The following is an 18,749-nucleotide window of genomic DNA, read 5'->3' as shown; positions in this document are numbered from 1 at the left end:
ATGAGCGACTCACCTTCCCTGCCCGCCTCCCTGAGACGAACCGGCCGCGACAGCACCGCAGGGCTGATGACCCGCTCGGCGATCATCGCTGCCTTGCTCGCGCTCGTGCTGCTGGCAAGCATCGCTTTGTCGCTCACGCTCGGCAGCTTTCCGACCTCGTTCGCAGACGTCACCAAAGCGCTGGTCGCGCCGCAAAACAGCGACATCGCCTTCATCGTCTGGGAACTGCGCCTGCCGCGTATCCTGCTGGCCGTGCTGGTCGGCGCGGCACTGGCCATCGCCGGCGCCATCCTGCAGGGCATCGTGCGCAACCCGCTGGCCTCGCCGGACGTGATCGGCATCACCAGCGGCGCGGCCATGGCCGCAGTGGTATTTCTGGCGCTGTTTACCGCCAGCCTGAGCATCCATTGGCTGCCGGCCGCGGCACTGCTCGGGGCGCTGCTGTCGGCCCTGCTGGTCTTCCTGCTGGCCTGGCGGCACGGCATCACGCCCACGCGCATGGTGCTGGTCGGCATCGGGCTCTCCGCGGCGATGAGCGCCGTGACCACGCTAGTGATCGTGATCAGCGACGATTCCTCCGCCATGGTCGCCTATGTGTGGCTGACCGGCAGCCTCTACGCCGCCCAGTGGCAGGACGTGCTCGGCATCTTGCCCTGGCTGCTGGTCGCCGTTCCGCTGTGTCTTACCCAGGCACGGCAGATGGATGCCATGGCGCTCGGCGATCAGGTGGCCCAGGGGCTCGGCGTCAACGTCCTGCGCAGCCGGCTTTTGCTGATGGCTTGCAGCGTGGCCCTGGCCGGTGCGGCCGTCGCCTTTGCCGGCGGGCTCAGCTTCGTGGGCCTGATCGCGCCCCATATCGCCGCCCGCCTGGTAGGGCGAAGCTTCACCCGGCTGGCGCCCATCGCTGGTCTGGTGGGGGCCTTGATCGTGCTCTACGCCGATCTGCTCGGCCGGGTGGCCTTCCTGCCCAAGGACCTGCCCGCCGGCATCTTCGTCTCTGGGGTGGGCGCGCCCTTCTTCGTCTATCTGCTGCACCGAACGCGTTATCACCGTCACTAGGCGCTTGTTGGAGAGCCCATGTTTCATATCGAGCCCCGTCAGGAAACCGTCACAGCGCAACAACGCCAGCGCTATCAGGCCCTCGCCACCTCCACCCTGGGACACTTCACCGATTTCGGCGCCATCACTTCGCTTTCTCCTCTCGTGCGCCCCACGCGGCTGCTTGGCACGGCCCTGACGGTCAGGATTCCCCACCTGGACGGCAGCATCATCAAAGAGGCGCTGAAGCTGGCCTGCCCCGGCGATGTGCTGGTCATCGACGTGTCGGGCGACCACCATCGGGCCTGCTGGGGCGAGTTTCGTGCCTATGCGGCCCTGCGCAAGCAGCTCGCCGGCATCATCACCAACGGCGCCATCACCGACCACGACGCCCTGTCACGCCTTACCCTGCCGACCTATGCGCGGAGCACCAGCCCCCTGACCACCCGGGCGCTGGAGCTGGAAGGCGAGATCAACGTCCCGGTTGCCATCGACGGCACCGTGATCAGCCCCGGCGACCTGGTGCTTGGCGACGATGATGGTCTCTTCGTTGTCCCGCCGCATCGCGCCGACGCCCTGGCCGATGCCGCCGAGGCCAAGCAGGCCAAGGAGCAAGAGAAGCGCCGCGCCCTGGCCGCCGAGTTCCACGAGTGGTTCCGCTGAGGGTGCCGCCGCACTGACATCCCCCCACAAATTCCCCCAAAAAGAACACCGCCCGATGAAGTGTCGGGCGGTGTTCTTGTGTGGGTCTCAGGCCTGGGGTGTGGATTGAATCAGTCCAGGATCATTCCCTAAGACAAGGCTTCGGCGGATCGCCCTTCAGAGAGTCCTTCGGATAGCCCTTCAGATAGCTCATCGGCAAGCGTCTCAACTGGAGCGATGTCGGCCGGCTGCCTGGCCCTGACGAAGGGGTTGCAGGTCTCGCTGGTGCCGAAGGGCATGCTGCCAGGCCCACCGGCACGCTCGATGATCGGGGCGATCAGCCGCTTGTAGGGCCACTGCTCCCGCTCGAAGAGCTCCACCTTGAGCATGCCACGATCAGACGCATCGAAAGGTACGGCATCGATGCAGGCCTCGAGGCGCGCCGCCACCTCCCGCCACAGCGTGTGCGGCGACAAGGCGTAATGCGCCGCCAGGCTGTCGATGATCGCGCGCAGATTGACCTGGATGGCCAGCGTCTGCAGCCAGAACAGCAGCGCCTCGAGGCTATCGTGATACAGGGTGTTGGCGTGGCCGGGCTTGATGCAGTAACGCGGATCCTGCATGCCGTGCCGTTCGAGGCGTGCGACGTTGATGCGCAGCGAGTCATGGTCGCGCAACAGTAGCCCCTGGCAGCGGCCGCCTCTGAACACCAGCACCGCATTCTGGCCATGCACCTCCGCCAGCATGCCGAGCCGGAACATGCGCAGGTTGATGTCGAAGAACGTCTCGCAGAGCTCGCCGAACAGCGCCGTCACCGCGCCTGCACTCGCCGCCAGGCCACGCTGCGCGAGCCAATCATCGAACACATGATGCTCGCCCCCCGGCAACGGCGTGCCCAAGGTGGCCATGGGCACCAGCCGCACGTTCGGGTCATCCAGCAGCGCCCGGGGGTAGGTGCGCACCATGGCCGACAAATGCCTGGGCGCCTCATCGAACAGAGTCGCACCCTCCGGCATATAGGCCCACCACTTGGCCTCATCGCACAGGTAGAGCCCCTCGGCGAGCCGGGCATCCTGTTGCTTTGCCTGGTGCAGCAGGCGAGCGCTGAGATCGCCATTGAACATCTTGACCGCCGGCAGGTAGCGCGAGGCGCCCAGCGAATGGATGGCCATGGGCAGCTTCAGGAAGTGCGGGCTCGCCGTGGTCGGCGCCAGCGAGCGCAGCGAGGAGGTCGCAAGCCAGGGCGTGGTGGCCGCATCCAGGGAGACACAGTCCCCCGAATCGAAGGCCGCATCCAGCCACTGGGGAAGCGCATGGTCGTGCTGCCAGGGATGCACGGGAATAGCGATGTGGGTGTGGGCCAGGCCGCGCGTGGCCATCTCCTCATCGAGCGCGCGACGCTCCTGCTCAGCAGTAAGCCACTGCACCGGCGCGGGGCAGGCCTCATCGACGCCGGCCCCGCTCATCACGCGGTCGCGGGCCATCGCCACCCAGCGCAGGTTGACCGGGACATTGAACTCGGCCATGTAGGCGCGATATTCCGCCTCATCGAGGCCCTGTTTGGCCTTCGCTGTGGGATGAAAGGGCCGGTCGAGCAGCGAGGCCCACTGCTCCATGATCGCGAAGTGGCTAGCCGTATCCCGCGAGGGAAGATCGTGAGTCTCTACCCGGTGATTCACCGAGCTCTCCGCCTGCCAGAGGCTGTCAGCCAAGGCCTGGAGGAATACCCGCTGCCCCTGATTCAGGGCCGGCTGGTCGCCTTCGGTGACGACGCCGAAGACGTATTGCATGAAGGCGACGGGGTCGAGAGACGTCCAATCTCCACTATCGTGATCCAGCACGATCACCGGGCTGTGAGGCACCTTTTGCCAGGCCTGAACGATGCCGGGTCTTAGCAGCATGACGATGTCGTGCTGCCGACCCTGCGGCAGTTGCCAGAAGCACGCCGCACTATCGCCGAGGTAGGGGCGGAAGGCCGCCAGGTGTGCAAGCCTGGAGTCGGCTGTTTGTGCGTCCTGCTGGCTTGCCCCCAGGTCATCCAGTAGGCCTTCGACCAGCAGGCCATCCACCAACGATTGCATGATCTGCGCCTGGGCATGGCGCTTGGCATCAGGAGATTTCATGGTCGTACGCTCCATCGGGGTCACGGAAACAGACGTCTCGGCAGACGTATCGGAGTGAGCGGTATTGGATCGAGACGCCGCGGGCGCCTTTTCAAGTGAATAACTCATCAATGGGCGCCCTCGCGTTCCAGTGGGGCCTTAGCGTCGCTCTTCACCGGCGCCATAGCATCGCCGAGCGCTCGCTGCAGGGCGCGAAAGGCGATGCCACGCTCGTCGCCGAGCATGAAGGAGTTGACGCCTCGCGCCTGCCATCGGGCCTTGGCCGCCGCGTGACGCAGGAAGGCGCAATAGGGCACTGTCTGTTCACTTGCCACGCGTTGGACCCGCTCCAGCTCCTGGATGACCTCAGGGTGTTCGGGCTGCCAGGTCACGCCCAGTGACTGGGACAGGTCCGCCGCTCCTTCCAGCACCATATCGAGCCCCGGCACCGCGCAGATCGCCTCGATGTCTTCCACGCCACGGCGGCTTTCGATCATGGCAACCACCATGACCTCCCGGTTGGCCTTTACCACGTACTCGGCTAGCGAGGCCTTGCCGAAGGCGCCAGGCCGTCCGGCATTGAGGCTGCGCCCACCTTCCGGGGCGTACTTGCAGGCGGCCACGGCGCGCTCGAGGGTCGCGGGGTCTTCCACCTGGGGCAGCACGATGCCTTGAGCGCCGCCGTCGAGAAGACGCAACAGGGTCTTGGGGTCGGCATCCGCCACCCGCACCAGGGGCGTCAGCCGGTAGCTCTCGGCGGTACGGATCATGTGCTCGACGGTCTCCGGGTTGATCAGCACGTGTTCGGTGTCGATCACCACGAAATCGAAACCCGCCTCGGCGATCAGCTCTATGGAGGCGGCGGTCGGCATCGAGGCCATGATGCCGTGGACGGCTCTCCCCTCGGCCAGTGCACGCTTGAGTCGGTTGGTCCTCAGCATGCGGCCTCCTCGTCCGGCGCGAAGGCCGCCAACGGATTGGGGACATATTCGACCTGGGGGTCATCGTCACCAAAGAGGCGACGCCGGGTCAGGGCTTCCACCTCCCAGCGGGGGGTGAAAACATCGAAACAGCGGTAGCGCTGCGCATGCTCGGGATGGGCGCGCTGATAGGCCTTGATCTCGTCCGCCGCCATGGCCCAGAAGTGAGACTCGTCCAGTCCGAAATATCGCTGCAAGAAGATCGCCATTTCCGCCAGGGCAATGAAGAAGAAGGCATCGCAGGAATAGTCGCGCACCGCCACGGGGTCATCGGTCACGATGAAGGAGTTGCGATTGAGGGCGGCATGACGCTCGGGTATGGGCTCTAGGTTTGGCGCCAGCTCGGGGCGGGCCAAGTGTGCGGGACTGAAACGCACGCCATCGTGCAGATCCTTCAGCGCCACTCGCAGCGGCCAGCCGTCGCGATGAATGACCAAGATGTTCTGGCCATGAGACTCCATTCCCACGCCTTCGGCGAACAGCAGGTGGATGATCGGCCAGGTGGCGACATGCACCAGTTGCCGGGTCCAGGCATCCAGCCCGTAACGCTCGATCCAGGGCGCGATGAAGGGACTGGCGGGCAACCCATCAGCGTCGCGAGTGAACTGGCTCAACCCGTTGAAGGGCACGGCCCGTTCGCCGTCATCGAGGAAAGCGCCGATGTTCTGACGCCAGATGGCACCGACCTTGCCGTACACCGCGTGATAACGCGTATCCGGAAAAGCGCGCTCGTCCAGCGCCACGCCGGCTACCTCGCCAAGGATCACGAAGCCCGCGGCGCTGGCTACCTCGTCGGTGGCGATGAGCCGCTGCAGCCATGCGGTGATGATTGGCCCATTGGCGACCGTATGACGCGCGAGGATTCGCGTGCTCGAGGTGTTGGTGATGTTCATCGCCAACTTGAGATAGGGGCGCTGGGTGTCCTGTGGGGCCAGAGTGCGAATCGACTGTTGGGCGGTGTAGACCGTCTCGCCCTCGCCGAGCCAGGCGATCTCACCGCTGGCTAGCTCGGGATAAAGCGCTGCCACTAGCGCGTTCTCCCATTGCCAGGGGTGCACCGGCATCAACACCACCTGATCTGGCGTTAGCTGTCGCCGGGCCAGGTAGTCATCGAGGCTTGCCAGCACGCGCGGACCGGCCTCTTCGGCGAGCCGCTCGGCGAGTGCCTCGCCGCCGACAGCGCCACGATGTGCCAAGCGCCTCGGCACCGCCAGCCAGGCGACCCTCACCGGCTGGGCGAATTCCGGTCCGTAGCGCTGGTTGTCGCGCAGTGAGAAACCGAGCCGTGACTTGTAGCAGGGGTGATAGCTGTGCGCGTCGGTGAAGTATTGCTCCAGGGCATCGGCACTCAAGGCCTGAGGGGACTCGTTGAGCGACAGTGGCCAGGCCGATGACTGCAGGTCCTTGATCAGGGTCTGGGTGAGCTCGTCGACGAAGCCGGGCTGGATCGCCACATCCCCCAGCGCCATCTCCAGGTCGGCGAGGAACCGCTGCAGGCTCACCGATTCCGGCATGCCTGCCTGGCCCTCGACGACCAGGGAGGCGTGCGCGAGGCGAATCAGCCGAAAGCTGTGACATTGCCAGCCGCTGACCCGATAGCGACGCTCGCCAAGCGTCAGGGAAAAGACCCTAGCGCCGCTGGCGTCCGCCTCCGGCTCGGCGACGGCCTCATAGGGCAGCACCTCCTCGTAGAGCAGGGTCTGCAATAGCTGGCCGACCACACGTTGCTCGATACGGGAGTGATGACGCCAGGCCGAGGCATGCGCAAAAGGCGTGGTGATGGGCATACTGATGGGCATAGCGATGGGCGATAGTGCATCGGCGTTATCGTCGCCGGCCGCGACCAGCGGCCTGATACCTTCATGGGATGACATGGAAATACCTTCAATACCGGGAAAATGGATCGGCGCACGCATGGGCTCACCTCAGCGGCTCGGCGGGTCGCTGGCCTTTCGACTCGCCTTCATGGCGCTCGCGGGCATCGCGGGCGTGACATAAGCCGATGCCATCGGGCGCCTCTTGAAGAGGATCGCCAACGAAGCGCTGCTCGGGGCGCGGGTGACACAGGAAGTCCGCATGCGAGATGTTGTAGCCATAGGCACCCGCCAGCGGCAGCACCAACAGGTCGCCGACCGCCACACCGGACAGCTCCTGCTTACGACTCAGCACGTCCTTGGGGGTGCACAGCTGGCCGACCACTGTCCATGGGCGGCGCTCGCCCTCACCGGCCCGCTGGGAATCGCGCGGCAGGTGAATAACCGGATGGTCGTGCCCCTGCGCCGCGGGCAGGCGAAACTGATGCGTGCCGCCACGACAGACCAGAAAGCCCTCGCCATGGCTGATCTTGGTATCCAGCACCTCGATCGCGTAGTAGCCGCAGAAGGCTGACAGGAAGCGGCCGATCTCGAAGCGCACCCGCGGAGGCTCGGGCATCGCCGCCAGTTGCTGCCCCAGGGCCTGACACAGGCCGGGCCAGTCGAACTGCTCGGACGGCCGGAGATAGTTGACGCCGATGCCGCCCCCGACGTTGAGCTGGGTGACCCGTTCGGGGTCAGATGCCAGCGCACGCCAGTGGGGCCAGCGCTCCAGATAGGTAGCCAGCAACCTCTGGTGTCGCCGCTCGCAGGCCTGATGCGACATGGCGTGGATATGAAAGCCCACCAGCCTCAGGTTCGGGGCGGCGTCCACGGCTTGCACCGCCTCACTTAGCTGCGTCTCGTCGATGCCGAACGGCGTGGCGGTGCCGGCCATGCGCAGACGGCTGGAGAACGCCTCAGGCAAGGCCGGATTGATGCGCAGCAGCACAGGCTGGTGGCTATCCAGCGAGGCCGCGATCGCCTGCAGGCGCTCCACCTCGCCGAGGCTTTCGACATGAAAGGCCTCGACGCCTCGCATCATGGCCTCTCGCATATCGCTATCCAGCTTGCCCGGTCCGGAGAGCACCCAAGGGCGCGGTGTCGAACAGGCGCAGGCCCGCTCGATCTCGCCACCGGACGACAACTCCAGCCCATCGACGATAGGCGCCAGGGTGTCGATGATGGCCGCCTCGCTGTTGGCCTTGATCGCATAGTAGAGCTCGACGCCTGGCGGCAAGGCCGCCTTCAAGGCTCGGCCCTGGGCGGCAAGCGCCGGCAGGTCATAGAAGAAGGCCGCCATGGGCTCATCGCAGGCCTGCCGGTGGGCATTGATGGCATCGCGTATGCGGTCGGGAATCGAGAGCGACTCAGCCATAGGCCGCCTCCCGGCTCACCACCCGGTGTGGATACCAGGGATTGGGCAAGGCCACGTACTGGGCCTCGCGATCCGCCTTGGCCATCAACCGCAGCGTGAAGTTGGTCTTGCAGGGCAGCTCGCCCCCCGCCAGCAGCACATCCAGCTCGGGTGCCGCGACGCCCAGGGTCTCTCGCACCCGGCGAAGCTCGTCCAGGGTGTCTTGCCATAGCGCGTCGCCAAGGGCCGGACGCTGCCAGCTCAGCGCCAGAATCGCCTCGGCGAGATGATTGACCAACAGGCAATAGGCGATGCGGTTCCAGCCCTGCTCGCGGCTGTAGGTCATCGACTCCCGGACACGGGGAGACAGGGATTCCCCCGCGAGCCAATCGACGCCCTTGTCCTTCGTCAGCTTGACCCCTTCGAAGTCGCGCAACAGCATCTGCCGGGGCATGCCCGCCTCGTGGATCAGTACGCAGTTCTGCAGATGAGGCTCCATGACGATGCCGTGGCGAAAGAACAGCCCCATCACCGGGGCTATCAGCGTCTTCAGATAGGCCTGGAACCAGTCTCTTACCTGGCGCTCTGCGGGCAATGCATGTTGTGTCTCTTCAGCGCCATCGAGGAAGGACAGCACCATCGGCACCAACTGGGCATCGCGGGCGAACAGGGTGGCGCTGAGCAGGCAGCGTTGCGGCGTGAAGCGCCGACAGAAGTTCTCGCGCAGGATCATGCCGGTCTGCTCGCGGAACCAGCGTCGGTCGGCCTCGTCGCCCTCGGCCGGCGTCCAGTGCACCGTGGCCGGTTCCTGCGCCACGCACAGTGCCTGCAGCGCGCTATCTTGCTGCTGGGTCAGCCGATGCATGATGCGGTCGATCACCAGGGTGCTTTCCAGTTCGTACCAGGCGTTCTTGCGCACGCAGTTGGTGATGCGCACATTCAGCGATCCCTTGAGGACCCAGGGGTGATCTTCGAGGTACCAGGTGCGCATTGAGGCCGTTGGGGCGGCCTGCCAGCCGCTCGGCCCGAGATCACCGATGACGCCTTCCTCGATCCGCTGCGCTACCCGGGCATCCCGGCGAAATAGATCGGCCTGCACCGGGTGCATGCTGAGCACGACGCGTTCACCGTCTTCGGCATGGCGCTGGTCCGCCACCTGCGCCAGCACATCCGGCGCATGCAAGCGATTGGTCTGGACACTCAGCCCTGCCACGGGAAAGGAGAACTGATGCAGCGCCGTGGTGGCACCGAATTCCGGCGCGTAGGCGGGCCTGTCCTGCAGCAGGTGCGACGGCCAATGCCTAGCCTTGGGGGTGGGATGATTCGGGTGGCCAAACCAAAGCCCCTGTTCACTGCTCCGATAATCCGTCAGCGGATGCAGCCGGGGCCGCTGGGCGGCATGGGCGGCGATCGTGGTCATGACGTCCTGGCTCTGCACCACCTGATCGCACAGTTCCTGATTGAGCCGGCCGTCATGCCAACGGCAGTGTGCCAGCAGCGCGGCAATCAACTCGGCCAATGAGGGAGCCCGCCACGCCGTATCTCCGGTCTCGAAGAGATAAAGCTCGGAAAGATAGAAATGGCTACCGATGACCGAGTGACGGTCCACCAGCACGAATAGCGTCAGCGACGCCGACCAATCGATCAGCAGCGGCACGCCGTGCCGCGAGTTGGGCAGGCCGTCCCGCCGCGTGGGGAAACGATAGGATAGCGTGTCCTGGGGTATTGCCACTTCCTTGATGATGCAGTTCAGCAACGCATGCATGGATGCATGTCGGCTGACCTCGTCGGCTAGACGAGAGGGATGAGCATCGCTCATGGTGCCTCCGCGAAAATGCGTCCTGTAAAGATTCACCTGCCGGGTACCAAGCACGCGGCCTCTTTCACCTGGAGACTTGGCACCACTACCGGCTGGTCGTTGTTGCCCGGTGAATCCGCGTATCCCTCGCTAGTCACTTCTCATCACTTCTCATCACTTCGCGACGTTGTTATTGGTGACATTGTTCTTGATGACGCCGTTCTTGGTGACGTCGTTATCCGGGTTATGCGTATCACGTCGATGGGTAACCGCTGCCTGCCATCGTCAGGCTCATTCGATGCCGCAACACATATGCGAATGAGAATGGTTAACATATAGATTGGATGATGACATGTCCATACGCAGCGTTGGATTCGTTGGCCATCGTCTATCGACACGCCGTTGAACCGCCCGTCTGACGGGGCTCTTGATTTGAAAATGAGAATTTTTTGTATTACGGTCTTGCGTCAATCATCACGCCACCGAGTCATCCCATGCCCTCAACACCCGCCAAGCCGTCTCGCCTGACAGGCGAACGCCTGCACGCCGGGTATGACACCCGACGCGTGTTGGACGGCGTTGATCTGGCGGTGGCCGAGGGCAAGCTGACGGTGCTGCTGGGTCCGAACGGTAGTGGCAAGTCGACGCTGTTGAAGACGCTGGCGCGCACGCATACGCCAAGTGCGGGCCGTGTCTGCCTCGACGGCGAGGACATTCACCACCGCAATACGCGGCAGGTGGCACAGCGCCTGGGCATTCTGCCCCAGGGCCCTTCCGCCCCGGAGGGGCTGACGGTTCGGCAACTGGTGGGCATGGGGCGCTTCCCTCACCAGCGGCTGTGGCGACAGGATGCCGAGCAGGATGCCCGCGCCATCCGCGAGGCGATGGCCTACGCCGATGTCACCGACTTCGCCGAACGTAGCGTCGACGCGCTTTCTGGCGGTCAGCGACAGCGCTGCTGGATCGCCATGGTGCTGGCGCAGGAGACGGACCTGATCCTGCTTGATGAGCCCACGACCTTTCTGGATCTCAAGGTGCAGGTGGATCTGCTGGACCTGCTCTCGCGGCTGGCGCATGAGCACGGCCGCACCCTGCTGTTGGTGCTGCACGACCTGAACCTGGCGGCGGCCTATGCGGACCAACTGGTCATGATGCGCGATGGCCGCATCGAATACTCCGGTGCCCCGGCCGAGGTCTTCACCGCCGCCAACCTGAAGGCAGTATTCGACCTCGACGCCCATGTGATTCGCGACCCGCACAGCGGGCAGCCGGTCTGCGTGCCACGCCTGAACACGGCGAGAACAACGCGGCGCACGCCGGAAGGACAGCTGCCATGACCGCGACGCGCATCACCTCGACTTTTATCACCAAGAATCGGCCCGACAAGGATCACCAAGCAGCCGCCGAGACTCGCCCGGCCCGGCGCTTCTGCGCGGTGGATAGCCTGGCGATGGGCGATCCGCTGGTGGGCAGCGCCGCCCACGCCGAGCGCAACCTGCTGATCAGTTGGCCCCGGCCCAAGTGGCAGCGCAGCCTGCGCCGCGCCAGCGACATGCCCGATGACGTGGCAACACAGCTCGAGGCCATTGCCGAGGCGGGGCGGCGGGTCAACCTGATTCACCGCCGTGGCGAGGACGCCGAGCTTCATCGGCTGTTCTTGATGCCGGAGCAGCGCGAATACCGGGTAGCGCGAGACGAGCTGGCGGCCTTTCTTGCCGCCTTCTCCCGCGGCGACTCGCTGGCCGCCTGGGGCGGCGACGCCATCGCCATGCCGATGATCCTGTGCTGCACCCACGGCAAGAAGGACAAGTGCTGCGCCAAGTTCGGCTATCAAAGCTATCGCGCCCTCGCCGACGCCGTGGCACGCGATGACCTGCCCTTCGATGTCTGGGAAAGCACTCACCTCGGTGGCTGCCGGCTGGCGACCAGCGCCCTGGTACTGCCCGCCCTGCGCAAATACGGCCGTCTCAACCCGGATGACGTACCAGGGTTGCTCGAGGCCGAGCAGGACGGCCGCCCTTACCTGCCCTGCTACCGGGGCGACTCGCGGCTGACGCCGGTCGCACAATGCGCCCAGGTCGCCGCCCTCGAATGGCTCGCGGCCCGCGGTCTCCACGCCCGGGTGCAAGTCGATGACGCCCTCGAACAAAGCGGCGGTCCACGCCTGACGCTGCCGGTTCGCTGGCAGGCCGGAGAGCAGGTGGGGCGACTGACGGTGAGCTGCCTCGAGAGTGAGCTGATCCGCCACGACACCTGTGCCGACTACGAGCGCGACGGCGCCCAGCCCAGCCGGGTATGGCGAGCCACCCACATCGCCTGACATCCGCCTCTTATTTGATAATGATTTTCATTCATCATAGTATTATCGAATGACTCCGCCATGATGAGAGGATCCCATGCCCCTGCTGCTCAAGGCGCTCTATACGGGCCCGCTGGATGGCCTTACGCCTCCGCAGGTCGGGCCGGTCCAAGCCCCGGCGTTGTCGATGCGTGAGCTGCTGGCGCCGGCGCGATTCGAGGCCGAGCTTGTGCGCTTCGCGGCGGGCTATGGCTATCATCATGGGCAAGGCGACCGTCGCGCGCTGATCTCGCTATGGTCCAAATGGCATTTCGGTGCGCTGCTGGCCCCCTACATGGCCGCCAACCTGCTACTCGAGCGCGACCTGCCGGTAGGACTTGATGAGGTCGGCGTGCACCTCACCGCTGCGGGCCACGCCGAATGCCTGCAGCTTGCCCACACCGGTCGCCCACTGGCGTCATTGGACGGCTTCACGCGCTTCTCGACGCTGATCGACGATCACCTGACGCCGCTGATCAACCAGCTGGCACGCTACTCGGGGGCTTCGGCGAAGGTCTTCTGGAGCAATGTCGGCAACACCTTCGAGCATTTCTTGGGCGGCGTAGACATGCACCCCATGGCGCAACCGGGCATGGCCGAGGAAGGCCACCGGCTGCTTGCCACCCGTACCCTGCCCGATGGGCGCCGCAACCCGCTTTATCAGCCGGTGCGCTACTTCCAGCCTGAATGCCAAGACGAGACCGACGCGCCTGCCACCCAGCGCGTGCGCCGTCTATGCTGCCTGCGCTACCTGCTGCCCGAGCTTGGCTACTGCGGCAACTGCCCCCTGTCGAACAGAGCGGCCGGTTAGCCCCATGACGAGCCCCGTCAGCACAAGGCTGCCCCACCAGCTTACGGCCGGCGACCTGGAAAGACTCGGTGCCCGCCACGGGATCGCCTACCGCTTTCCGGCCCTTGCCGACGAGGCAACGCCCTCCCAGACCCCGATATTGCGCGGTCGCGTCGATGAGCTCGAGCTGCGCCGTGGCATCTTCGTGACGCGCTCGGACCTGACGGTGCTCGAGCCCTACGCCTCGCGCTCGCTGACCGCCGCGCCGCTGTTCATCACCGTGATGCTGGAGGGCAAAGCGCACCTGCGCCTGGGCGAGGAGAGTCTGTGGCTGTCCCCAGGCCAGGCCCTGTGCTTGCGCTTCGGTGACCGCCAAACCCTGCATGCCTGGCAGGATGCCGGCCAGCGCCTGCGCACCATGAATCTGGCCTTTCACGACGATGCCCTCGCCGCGCTGGTTTACCAGTACCCCACGCTCAAGGCCCTGGAGCAGAGCCCGCCGATGCTGCGTCAGCACAGACTGCCAAGGCATCTGCTCGACACTCTCGAGGAGGCGCTGGCGTCAGGCAGCGATAGCGGCGACCCGCGACTGTTGCTCGATGCCTTGGTGCTGCAGCTCTTGTCCCGGGTGCTCGCGGGCATCGGTGAAGCGACATCGAGTGACGCTTATCAAGCGCAGACCACCGTCATCCCTCGCCTCTCTAGCGGCGAGCGTGATCGCCTGGCACGCGTCCGCCAGGCGCTGGATGCTCATCCCGAGGCCGACCACCGGCTGGCCGATCTGGCTCGCCTGGCCGCGATGAGCCCAAGCAGTCTGCGCGCCAAGTTTGCCGCCGCCCATGGCCAGTCGGTGTTCGCCTACCTACGCCAGCGCCGCTTGGCCAAGGCCGCCCAACTACTCGAGCAGGGCCTGGATGTACAGCAGACGGCCCACGCGGTGGGCTACGGCCATGCCAGCAACTTCACGACCGCCTTCCGTCGCCACTTCGGCATCAGCCCTCGCGCGTACCGCAACGCCGTCTGACCCCGTTCTGCCAAGGCCACCCCAAAAAACCGCCTGAGACAGCCCGCTGTACCACAGGTTCACCGCTTGAACGCTTTGTTTAGGCATTCTGGCAATTTTCACAATGGTTCTGTCGCTGAGCAAAGCAGTGCTGGCGTTGCGCATACATCCGCCGGGGCCTTGAATGGAATAATTCTCATTACCGAAAGAGAGTTGATCTCCTATCCAAGGAAAGACTGCCATGACTGCTCGACACCCCCTCACCCTCGCCGTTGCTATCGCCAGCGCCGCCGCTCTATCCCCGGCCTGGGCACAAGACGCTGCCTCGCCAGAAAGCGCCAGCACACTCGACACGCTCACCGTCACCAGCGCCGCCACCAAGACCGAGACGCCGTTCAATGAAACGCCGCAGGCCACCACGCGGGTCGAACGCGAGGATTGGGAAGAAAAAGGCGCGGCGTCCGTGCAGCGCGCCCTCAACTACTCGGCCGGCGCCTACACCAACCAGGTCGGTGCTTCCAGCCGCTATGACTACATCGTGCTGCGCGGCTTCTCTGATGGCAGCCTGAGCAATACCTTCCTCGATGGCCTGAAGCTGATGGGTGATGCCAACTCCTACAGTTCGCTGGTCATCGATCCTTACTTTCTCGAGAGCATCGAAGTGGTCAAGGGCCCGGCCTCGGTGCTCTATGGCCGCGCCTCGCCGGGCGGCCTGGTATCGCTGACCAGCAAGCGCCCCGAGTTCGAGTCTTCGGGGCAGGTGCGCCTCGGCGTCGGCAACAACGCCCAGCGCAGCGCCGCCTTCGACCTGACCGGGCCGCTGGATGACGAACGCCGCCTTGCCTTCCGCTTGACCGGCCTGGCTGAGCGCGCCGACACCCAGTTCGGCCCCGTGGAGGACAAGCGCTACGCCTTCGCGCCCCAACTGACCTGGGACATGACCGATGACACCAGCCTGACGCTACATGCCTACCTACAGAAGGACCCAGAGGGTGGCTACCACTCCGGCGTGCCTTATGAAGGCGCCGTCGAGCGCCATAATGGCCGCAAGATCGCCAACACCTTCTTCGATGGCGAAGCGGACTACGACAAGTTCGAGCGCACCCAGCGCCTGGTCGGCTACGATCTCGAGCACCGCGTCAACGACGCCTGGACGGCACGTCAGAAGCTGCTCTATCTCGACACCGACGTGACTCTCAACCAGGTTTACGGCTATGGCTGGGCCAACGATACCGAGCTCAACCGCTACTATTCAGGCGGCGAGGAGTCGATGCAGGCCTGGACCGTCGACAACCAGCTCGAGGCACAACTGAGCACCGGCCGCGTGGACCATACCCTGCTGTTCGGTGCCGACTATCAACGCCGCGAGAACGAGGTCAGTTGGCCGTCAGGCGCCTTCCCCAATATCGATGCCTTCGACCCCGAGTATGGCGCCGAGCCCACCGCGATGTATGCGGCCAGCGAAGAGCAACACGACATTCACCAGACCGGGGTCTATGCCCAGGACCAGCTGGCACTGGGCCGGTGGCGTCTCTCGCTGGGCGGGCGCTATGACTGGGTCGATATCGAGAACACCAATGAAGGCACCGGCAGCTCGAGCGAGCTGAACGATACCCAGTTCAGCGGTCGTGCCGGCGCCCTTTATTTGTTCGATAACGGCCTGGCCCCCTATGTCAGCTATTCCACGGCCTTCACGCCGACCAGCTTCGTCGACGCCAACGGCGACCTGCTCGAGCCGATGGAAGGCGAGCAGATCGAGACCGGCCTGAAATTTCAGCCGAACGGCACTCAGGATCGCTACAGCCTGGCGCTTTACCACATCGAGCAGACAAACGTCGCCACCAAGGAGCAGCCCACCGACCCTTACCGCGCGATCGGCGAGATCGAGTCGGAAGGCGTCGAGCTCGAAGCCCGTACCCAGCTCACCGACAACCTGCGTCTGCAGGCCAGCTATAGCTTCACGGACATCACCTACGCCAAGAGCGACAACAGCGATGAAGAAGGCAATCGCGCCATCTATGCGCCCCGTCACATGGCATCGGTATGGGGTTCCTATGCGCTAAGAGACGGCGCTCTGGCAGGCCTCGGTGCCGGCCTTGGCGTGCGCTACAACGCCGATATCCAGGCCGACCGGGCCAACACCGAACAGGTACCGGACTACACCCTGGTCGATGCCGCTCTGAGCTATGACTTCGGCCAGCTCGGCATGAACGGCGTCACCGGGCGGCTCAACGTCAACAACCTGCTCGACAAGGCATACGTGGCGTCCTGTAACTCACTGCAGTACTGCTACTTCGGGGCCGAGCGCAGCGTGAAGGCCACCGTCAGCTACGACTTCTGACCCAGTCTCACCTCTCCCCGGCCCCGGCGGCTCGGTATCCCCTATCGATGCCCTGAAGGGTGGCCGGGGCAGGTCCAAGGCCTGCCCATACATTAGAAAAAATATAAATGACAATACTTATCATTACTAAAAGCATTCACTATAATCGGTCACCGATACCCCCAATAAGGAAGCGCTGAATCAATCGACGAGCGAGATGAAGCGCAAGGCGCCTGGAACGCAGAAAACGAGACATAACATTGAGTTAGGCGAGTTTTCGAGTACCACGCAACGAAGCGATTCGCTCGCGCAGGCATTTATGCAGTGCTTCCATAACGCCTCATTCACCGAGGGAACTCATGCACTCACGCTATCTGACCATCAGCCTCTCGATGCTGGCCGGCACCCTCGCCAGTCCGGTACTCGCCCAGGAAGCGCCGGAGACCCAGGACACCATGGTCGTGGTCGGCTCCCGAACCCCCACCGAGATCAGCCAGATTCCCGGCGCGGTTTGGGTCATTGATCGCGAGCAGTTGCAGGAGCAACTCCATACCGGTGCCGATTTGAAGACCGCGCTGGGCAAGCTGGTCCCATCCATGGACCTGGCACCCCAAGGACGAACCAATTATGGCCAGAACATGCGAGGCCGCAGTGTCCAGGTGCTCATCGATGGTGTTTCCCTGAACAGCTCTCGCGGCCTATCTCGTCAGTTCGACGCCATCGACCCCTTCAACATCGAACGCGTCGAGGTACTCTCAGGCGCCACCAGCCTCTATGGCGGGGGTGCCACCGGCGGTCTCATCAACATCATTACCAAGCGGCCCGAAGGGGGCGACCTTGCGCTTTCCAGCGAGGTCGGGATGACCACCGGTTTCAGCGATGGCGACGACCTGGACTACCGCCTGGCCCAGTCGGTGAGCGGCGGCAACGAGTTCGTCAAGGGGCGGCTCGCCGTGGCCTACCAGGACAACGGCCGCCATTTCGATGCCAATGGCGGTGAGATATTCCCCGATATCGCCCAGACAGACCTCCAGGACAACCGCAGTATCGACGTCATGGGCAGCCTGGATATCCAACTGACCGGGCAACAGAGTCTGCAGCTCGGCGCTCAGCTGTACCGCTCCGGCTATGAGGGCGAGCGTGGGGTCTACTTCCCGAACCTGGATGCCCCAAGCCCCGACCTGGACGATGCCGAGATCCGCGACGGCTACCATTCCGATCGCGACCCGGCCACCGACCGCAAGATGATCAATGCGCAGTATCATCACGCCAACCTGCTCGGCCAGGACTTCTATCTGCAGGCCTTCCACCGCGAGGAGGAAGCCAACTTTCAGGCCTTCCCCTATCCGGTATCCGGCGGCTCAGAGTTCCGCGCTTCCCAGCAGAACACCGACCTCACGGGCCTCAAGGCGCTGTTCGATGCCGACCTCACCAACACCCTGTCGCTGACCTACGGCCTGGACCTGGATCACGAGTCCTTCGATGCCAATCAGATGACCTTCGACAAGGCCGTCTCGGATGCCAGCGGCGGCCTAGCCCAGGAAGCGGCAAGCCTCGATCCACGCTATCCCAGCTATCAGGTCGACGGCATCTCAGCCTTCGCCCAGGGGGAATGGCAGGCCACCGAAGGGCTGCGACTGTCCACCGGCGTGCGCCGCCAACACATGGACGTCGAGGTCGAGGACTTCAAGGGCATTCCTGGCGGCGAGAACGACTATGACGCCACCCTGCTCAACGCCGGCGCCCTTTACGACTACGGCAATGGCCATCAGAACTGGCTGCAGTTCAGCCAAGGGTTCGAGCTGCCTGACCCGGCCAAGTACTACGGCAAGAGCGCCCAGGTCAGCGTCGACCAGAACCCGCTGTCCGCCATCAAGACCGACCAGGTCGAGCTCGGCTGGCGCTACAACAGCGCCGCCTGGATGACTCAGGCGGCACTCTATTACGCCTGGTCCGACAAGGCCGTGGAGAACGCCGACGACCTCAGCGTAAGCGTCGTCGATGAGAAGAAGCGCGACTACGGCTTCGAAGGCGCCGTGACCCACTACTTCGACAGCGGCTTCGAGGCCGGCACGACCCTGCACCTGGTGCGCTCCGAACAGCAAAACGACAACGGCGAATGGGAGAAACGCGATGCTCGCTACGCCTCGCTGTCCTCCGCCACCGCCTTCCTTGGCTGGAAAGACCCTCTAGGCGAGCGCTCGGCTCGACTGCAGGCCAACCACGCCTTCGACCTGAAAGACGACGACGATCGCCAGATCGATGGTTTCACCACCCTGGACCTGAACGTCAGCCAGGCCCTGCCGGTCGGGGAACTTAGCCTTGGCGTCGCCAATCTGCTGGACGAGCAGTATTCCACCGTATGGGGCCAACGCGCCGCGATGTTCTATTCCCCCTACTACGGGCCGGAATACCTCTACGACTACCAGGGACGCGGTCGCACCTACACCATGAACTGGTCGATGAGCTACTGATCTCCTCGCGGCTGATCGCACGACGCCACGCTATTGATCGTGCTGCGCCCACCT

Annotated in this window: 13 protein-coding genes; 8 read left to right on the top strand and 5 right to left on the bottom strand. The window is 64.5% G+C overall.

The features are described 5' to 3' along the window. Window positions 1-66 precede the first annotated feature (66 nt). On the top strand, window positions 67-1,059 hold the full coding sequence (locus tag BLR71_RS04590; protein ID WP_245696345.1) for a FecCD family ABC transporter permease: 993 nt from the start codon (window positions 67-69) through the stop codon (window positions 1,057-1,059). A gap of 18 nt (window positions 1,060-1,077) precedes the next feature. Continuing rightward, a complete protein-coding gene (locus tag BLR71_RS04585) occupies window positions 1,078-1,701 on the top strand; it encodes an RraA family protein (protein ID WP_092523538.1) in 624 nt (207 codons plus the stop codon). A gap of 128 nt (window positions 1,702-1,829) precedes the next feature. On the opposite strand, the gene BLR71_RS04580 is transcribed toward BLR71_RS04585, so the two are convergent. From BLR71_RS04580 to BLR71_RS04560, 5 genes are all read right to left on the bottom strand, one after another. Next, complete coding sequence (locus BLR71_RS04580) at window positions 1,830-3,803, bottom strand: IucA/IucC family protein (RefSeq protein WP_245696336.1); 1,974 nt, start codon at window positions 3,801-3,803, stop codon at window positions 1,830-1,832. Between the two features lie 107 nt (window positions 3,804-3,910). Then, entirely contained in the window at window positions 3,911-4,723 is an 813-nt protein-coding gene (locus tag BLR71_RS04575; RefSeq protein WP_092523536.1) for an HpcH/HpaI aldolase family protein, read from the bottom strand. Then, window positions 4,717-6,636, bottom strand: a complete 1,920-nt coding sequence (locus BLR71_RS04570; protein ID WP_092523595.1) for an IucA/IucC family protein — start codon at window positions 6,634-6,636, stop codon at window positions 4,717-4,719. The genes BLR71_RS04575 and BLR71_RS04570 overlap by 7 nt, the downstream gene beginning before the upstream one ends. A gap of 46 nt (window positions 6,637-6,682) precedes the next feature. Beyond that, the gene (locus tag BLR71_RS04565) at window positions 6,683-7,993 is read right to left on the bottom strand and encodes a type III PLP-dependent enzyme (protein WP_092523535.1); all 1,311 of its coding nucleotides are present in this window, start codon (window positions 7,991-7,993) and stop codon (window positions 6,683-6,685) included. Next, entirely contained in the window at window positions 7,986-9,791 is a 1,806-nt protein-coding gene (locus tag BLR71_RS04560) for an IucA/IucC family protein (RefSeq protein WP_092523534.1), read from the bottom strand. The genes BLR71_RS04565 and BLR71_RS04560 overlap by 8 nt, the downstream gene beginning before the upstream one ends. A 473-nt stretch (window positions 9,792-10,264) precedes the next feature. Between BLR71_RS04560 and BLR71_RS04555 the strand changes: the two genes are divergently transcribed. From BLR71_RS04555 to BLR71_RS04530, 6 genes are all read left to right on the top strand, one after another. Next, the gene (locus BLR71_RS04555) at window positions 10,265-11,107 is read left to right on the top strand and encodes an ABC transporter ATP-binding protein (RefSeq protein ID WP_092523533.1); all 843 of its coding nucleotides are present in this window, start codon (window positions 10,265-10,267) and stop codon (window positions 11,105-11,107) included. Further along, complete coding sequence (locus BLR71_RS04550) at window positions 11,104-12,090, top strand: sucrase ferredoxin (RefSeq protein ID WP_092523532.1); 987 nt, start codon at window positions 11,104-11,106, stop codon at window positions 12,088-12,090. The genes BLR71_RS04555 and BLR71_RS04550 overlap by 4 nt, the downstream gene beginning before the upstream one ends. 76 nt (window positions 12,091-12,166) lie before the next feature. Beyond that, window positions 12,167-12,919, top strand: a complete 753-nt coding sequence (gene fhuF, locus BLR71_RS04545) for a siderophore-iron reductase FhuF (protein ID WP_092523531.1) — start codon at window positions 12,167-12,169, stop codon at window positions 12,917-12,919. 4 nt (window positions 12,920-12,923) lie between these two features. Further along, on the top strand, window positions 12,924-13,922 hold the full coding sequence (locus BLR71_RS04540) for an AraC family transcriptional regulator (protein WP_092523529.1): 999 nt from the start codon (window positions 12,924-12,926) through the stop codon (window positions 13,920-13,922). Window positions 13,923-14,142: 220 nt separating this feature from the next. After that, on the top strand, window positions 14,143-16,242 hold the full coding sequence (locus tag BLR71_RS04535; RefSeq protein WP_092523527.1) for a TonB-dependent siderophore receptor: 2,100 nt from the start codon (window positions 14,143-14,145) through the stop codon (window positions 16,240-16,242). Window positions 16,243-16,580: 338 nt separating this feature from the next. Continuing rightward, window positions 16,581-18,695, top strand: a complete 2,115-nt coding sequence (locus BLR71_RS04530) for a TonB-dependent receptor (RefSeq protein ID WP_092523525.1) — start codon at window positions 16,581-16,583, stop codon at window positions 18,693-18,695. Window positions 18,696-18,749: the final 54 nt, after the last annotated feature.

This window comes from Onishia taeanensis (genome assembly GCF_900100755.1).
Classification (GTDB): Bacteria; Pseudomonadota; Gammaproteobacteria; order Pseudomonadales; family Halomonadaceae; genus Onishia; species Onishia taeanensis.
This window is presented reverse-complemented; position numbering and strand designations above follow the sequence as displayed.

What these genes read in the sequence shown, in the direction of transcription:
- BLR71_RS04575 (WP_092523536.1), bottom strand. Translation starts at nt 4,723, where the DNA reads ATGCTGAGGACCAACCGACTCAAGCGTGCACTGGCCGAGGGGAGAGCC.
- BLR71_RS04550 (WP_092523532.1), top strand. Translation starts at nt 11,104, where the DNA reads ATGACCGCGACGCGCATCACCTCGACTTTTATCACCAAGAATCGGCCC.
- BLR71_RS04590 (WP_245696345.1), top strand. Translation starts at nt 67, where the DNA reads ATGACCCGCTCGGCGATCATCGCTGCCTTGCTCGCGCTCGTGCTGCTG.
- fhuF (WP_092523531.1), top strand. Translation starts at nt 12,167, where the DNA reads ATGCCCCTGCTGCTCAAGGCGCTCTATACGGGCCCGCTGGATGGCCTT.
- BLR71_RS04585 (WP_092523538.1), top strand. Translation starts at nt 1,078, where the DNA reads ATGTTTCATATCGAGCCCCGTCAGGAAACCGTCACAGCGCAACAACGC.
- BLR71_RS04535 (WP_092523527.1), top strand. Translation starts at nt 14,143, where the DNA reads ATGACTGCTCGACACCCCCTCACCCTCGCCGTTGCTATCGCCAGCGCC.
- BLR71_RS04560 (WP_092523534.1), bottom strand. Translation starts at nt 9,791, where the DNA reads ATGAGCGATGCTCATCCCTCTCGTCTAGCCGACGAGGTCAGCCGACAT.
- BLR71_RS04565 (WP_092523535.1), bottom strand. Translation starts at nt 7,993, where the DNA reads ATGGCTGAGTCGCTCTCGATTCCCGACCGCATACGCGATGCCATCAAT.
- BLR71_RS04530 (WP_092523525.1), top strand. Translation starts at nt 16,581, where the DNA reads ATGCACTCACGCTATCTGACCATCAGCCTCTCGATGCTGGCCGGCACC.
- BLR71_RS04580 (WP_245696336.1), bottom strand. Translation starts at nt 3,803, where the DNA reads ATGAAATCTCCTGATGCCAAGCGCCATGCCCAGGCGCAGATCATGCAA.
- BLR71_RS04555 (WP_092523533.1), top strand. Translation starts at nt 10,265, where the DNA reads ATGCCCTCAACACCCGCCAAGCCGTCTCGCCTGACAGGCGAACGCCTG.
- BLR71_RS04570 (WP_092523595.1), bottom strand. Translation starts at nt 6,636, where the DNA reads ATGTCATCCCATGAAGGTATCAGGCCGCTGGTCGCGGCCGGCGACGAT.
- BLR71_RS04540 (WP_092523529.1), top strand. Translation starts at nt 12,924, where the DNA reads ATGACGAGCCCCGTCAGCACAAGGCTGCCCCACCAGCTTACGGCCGGC.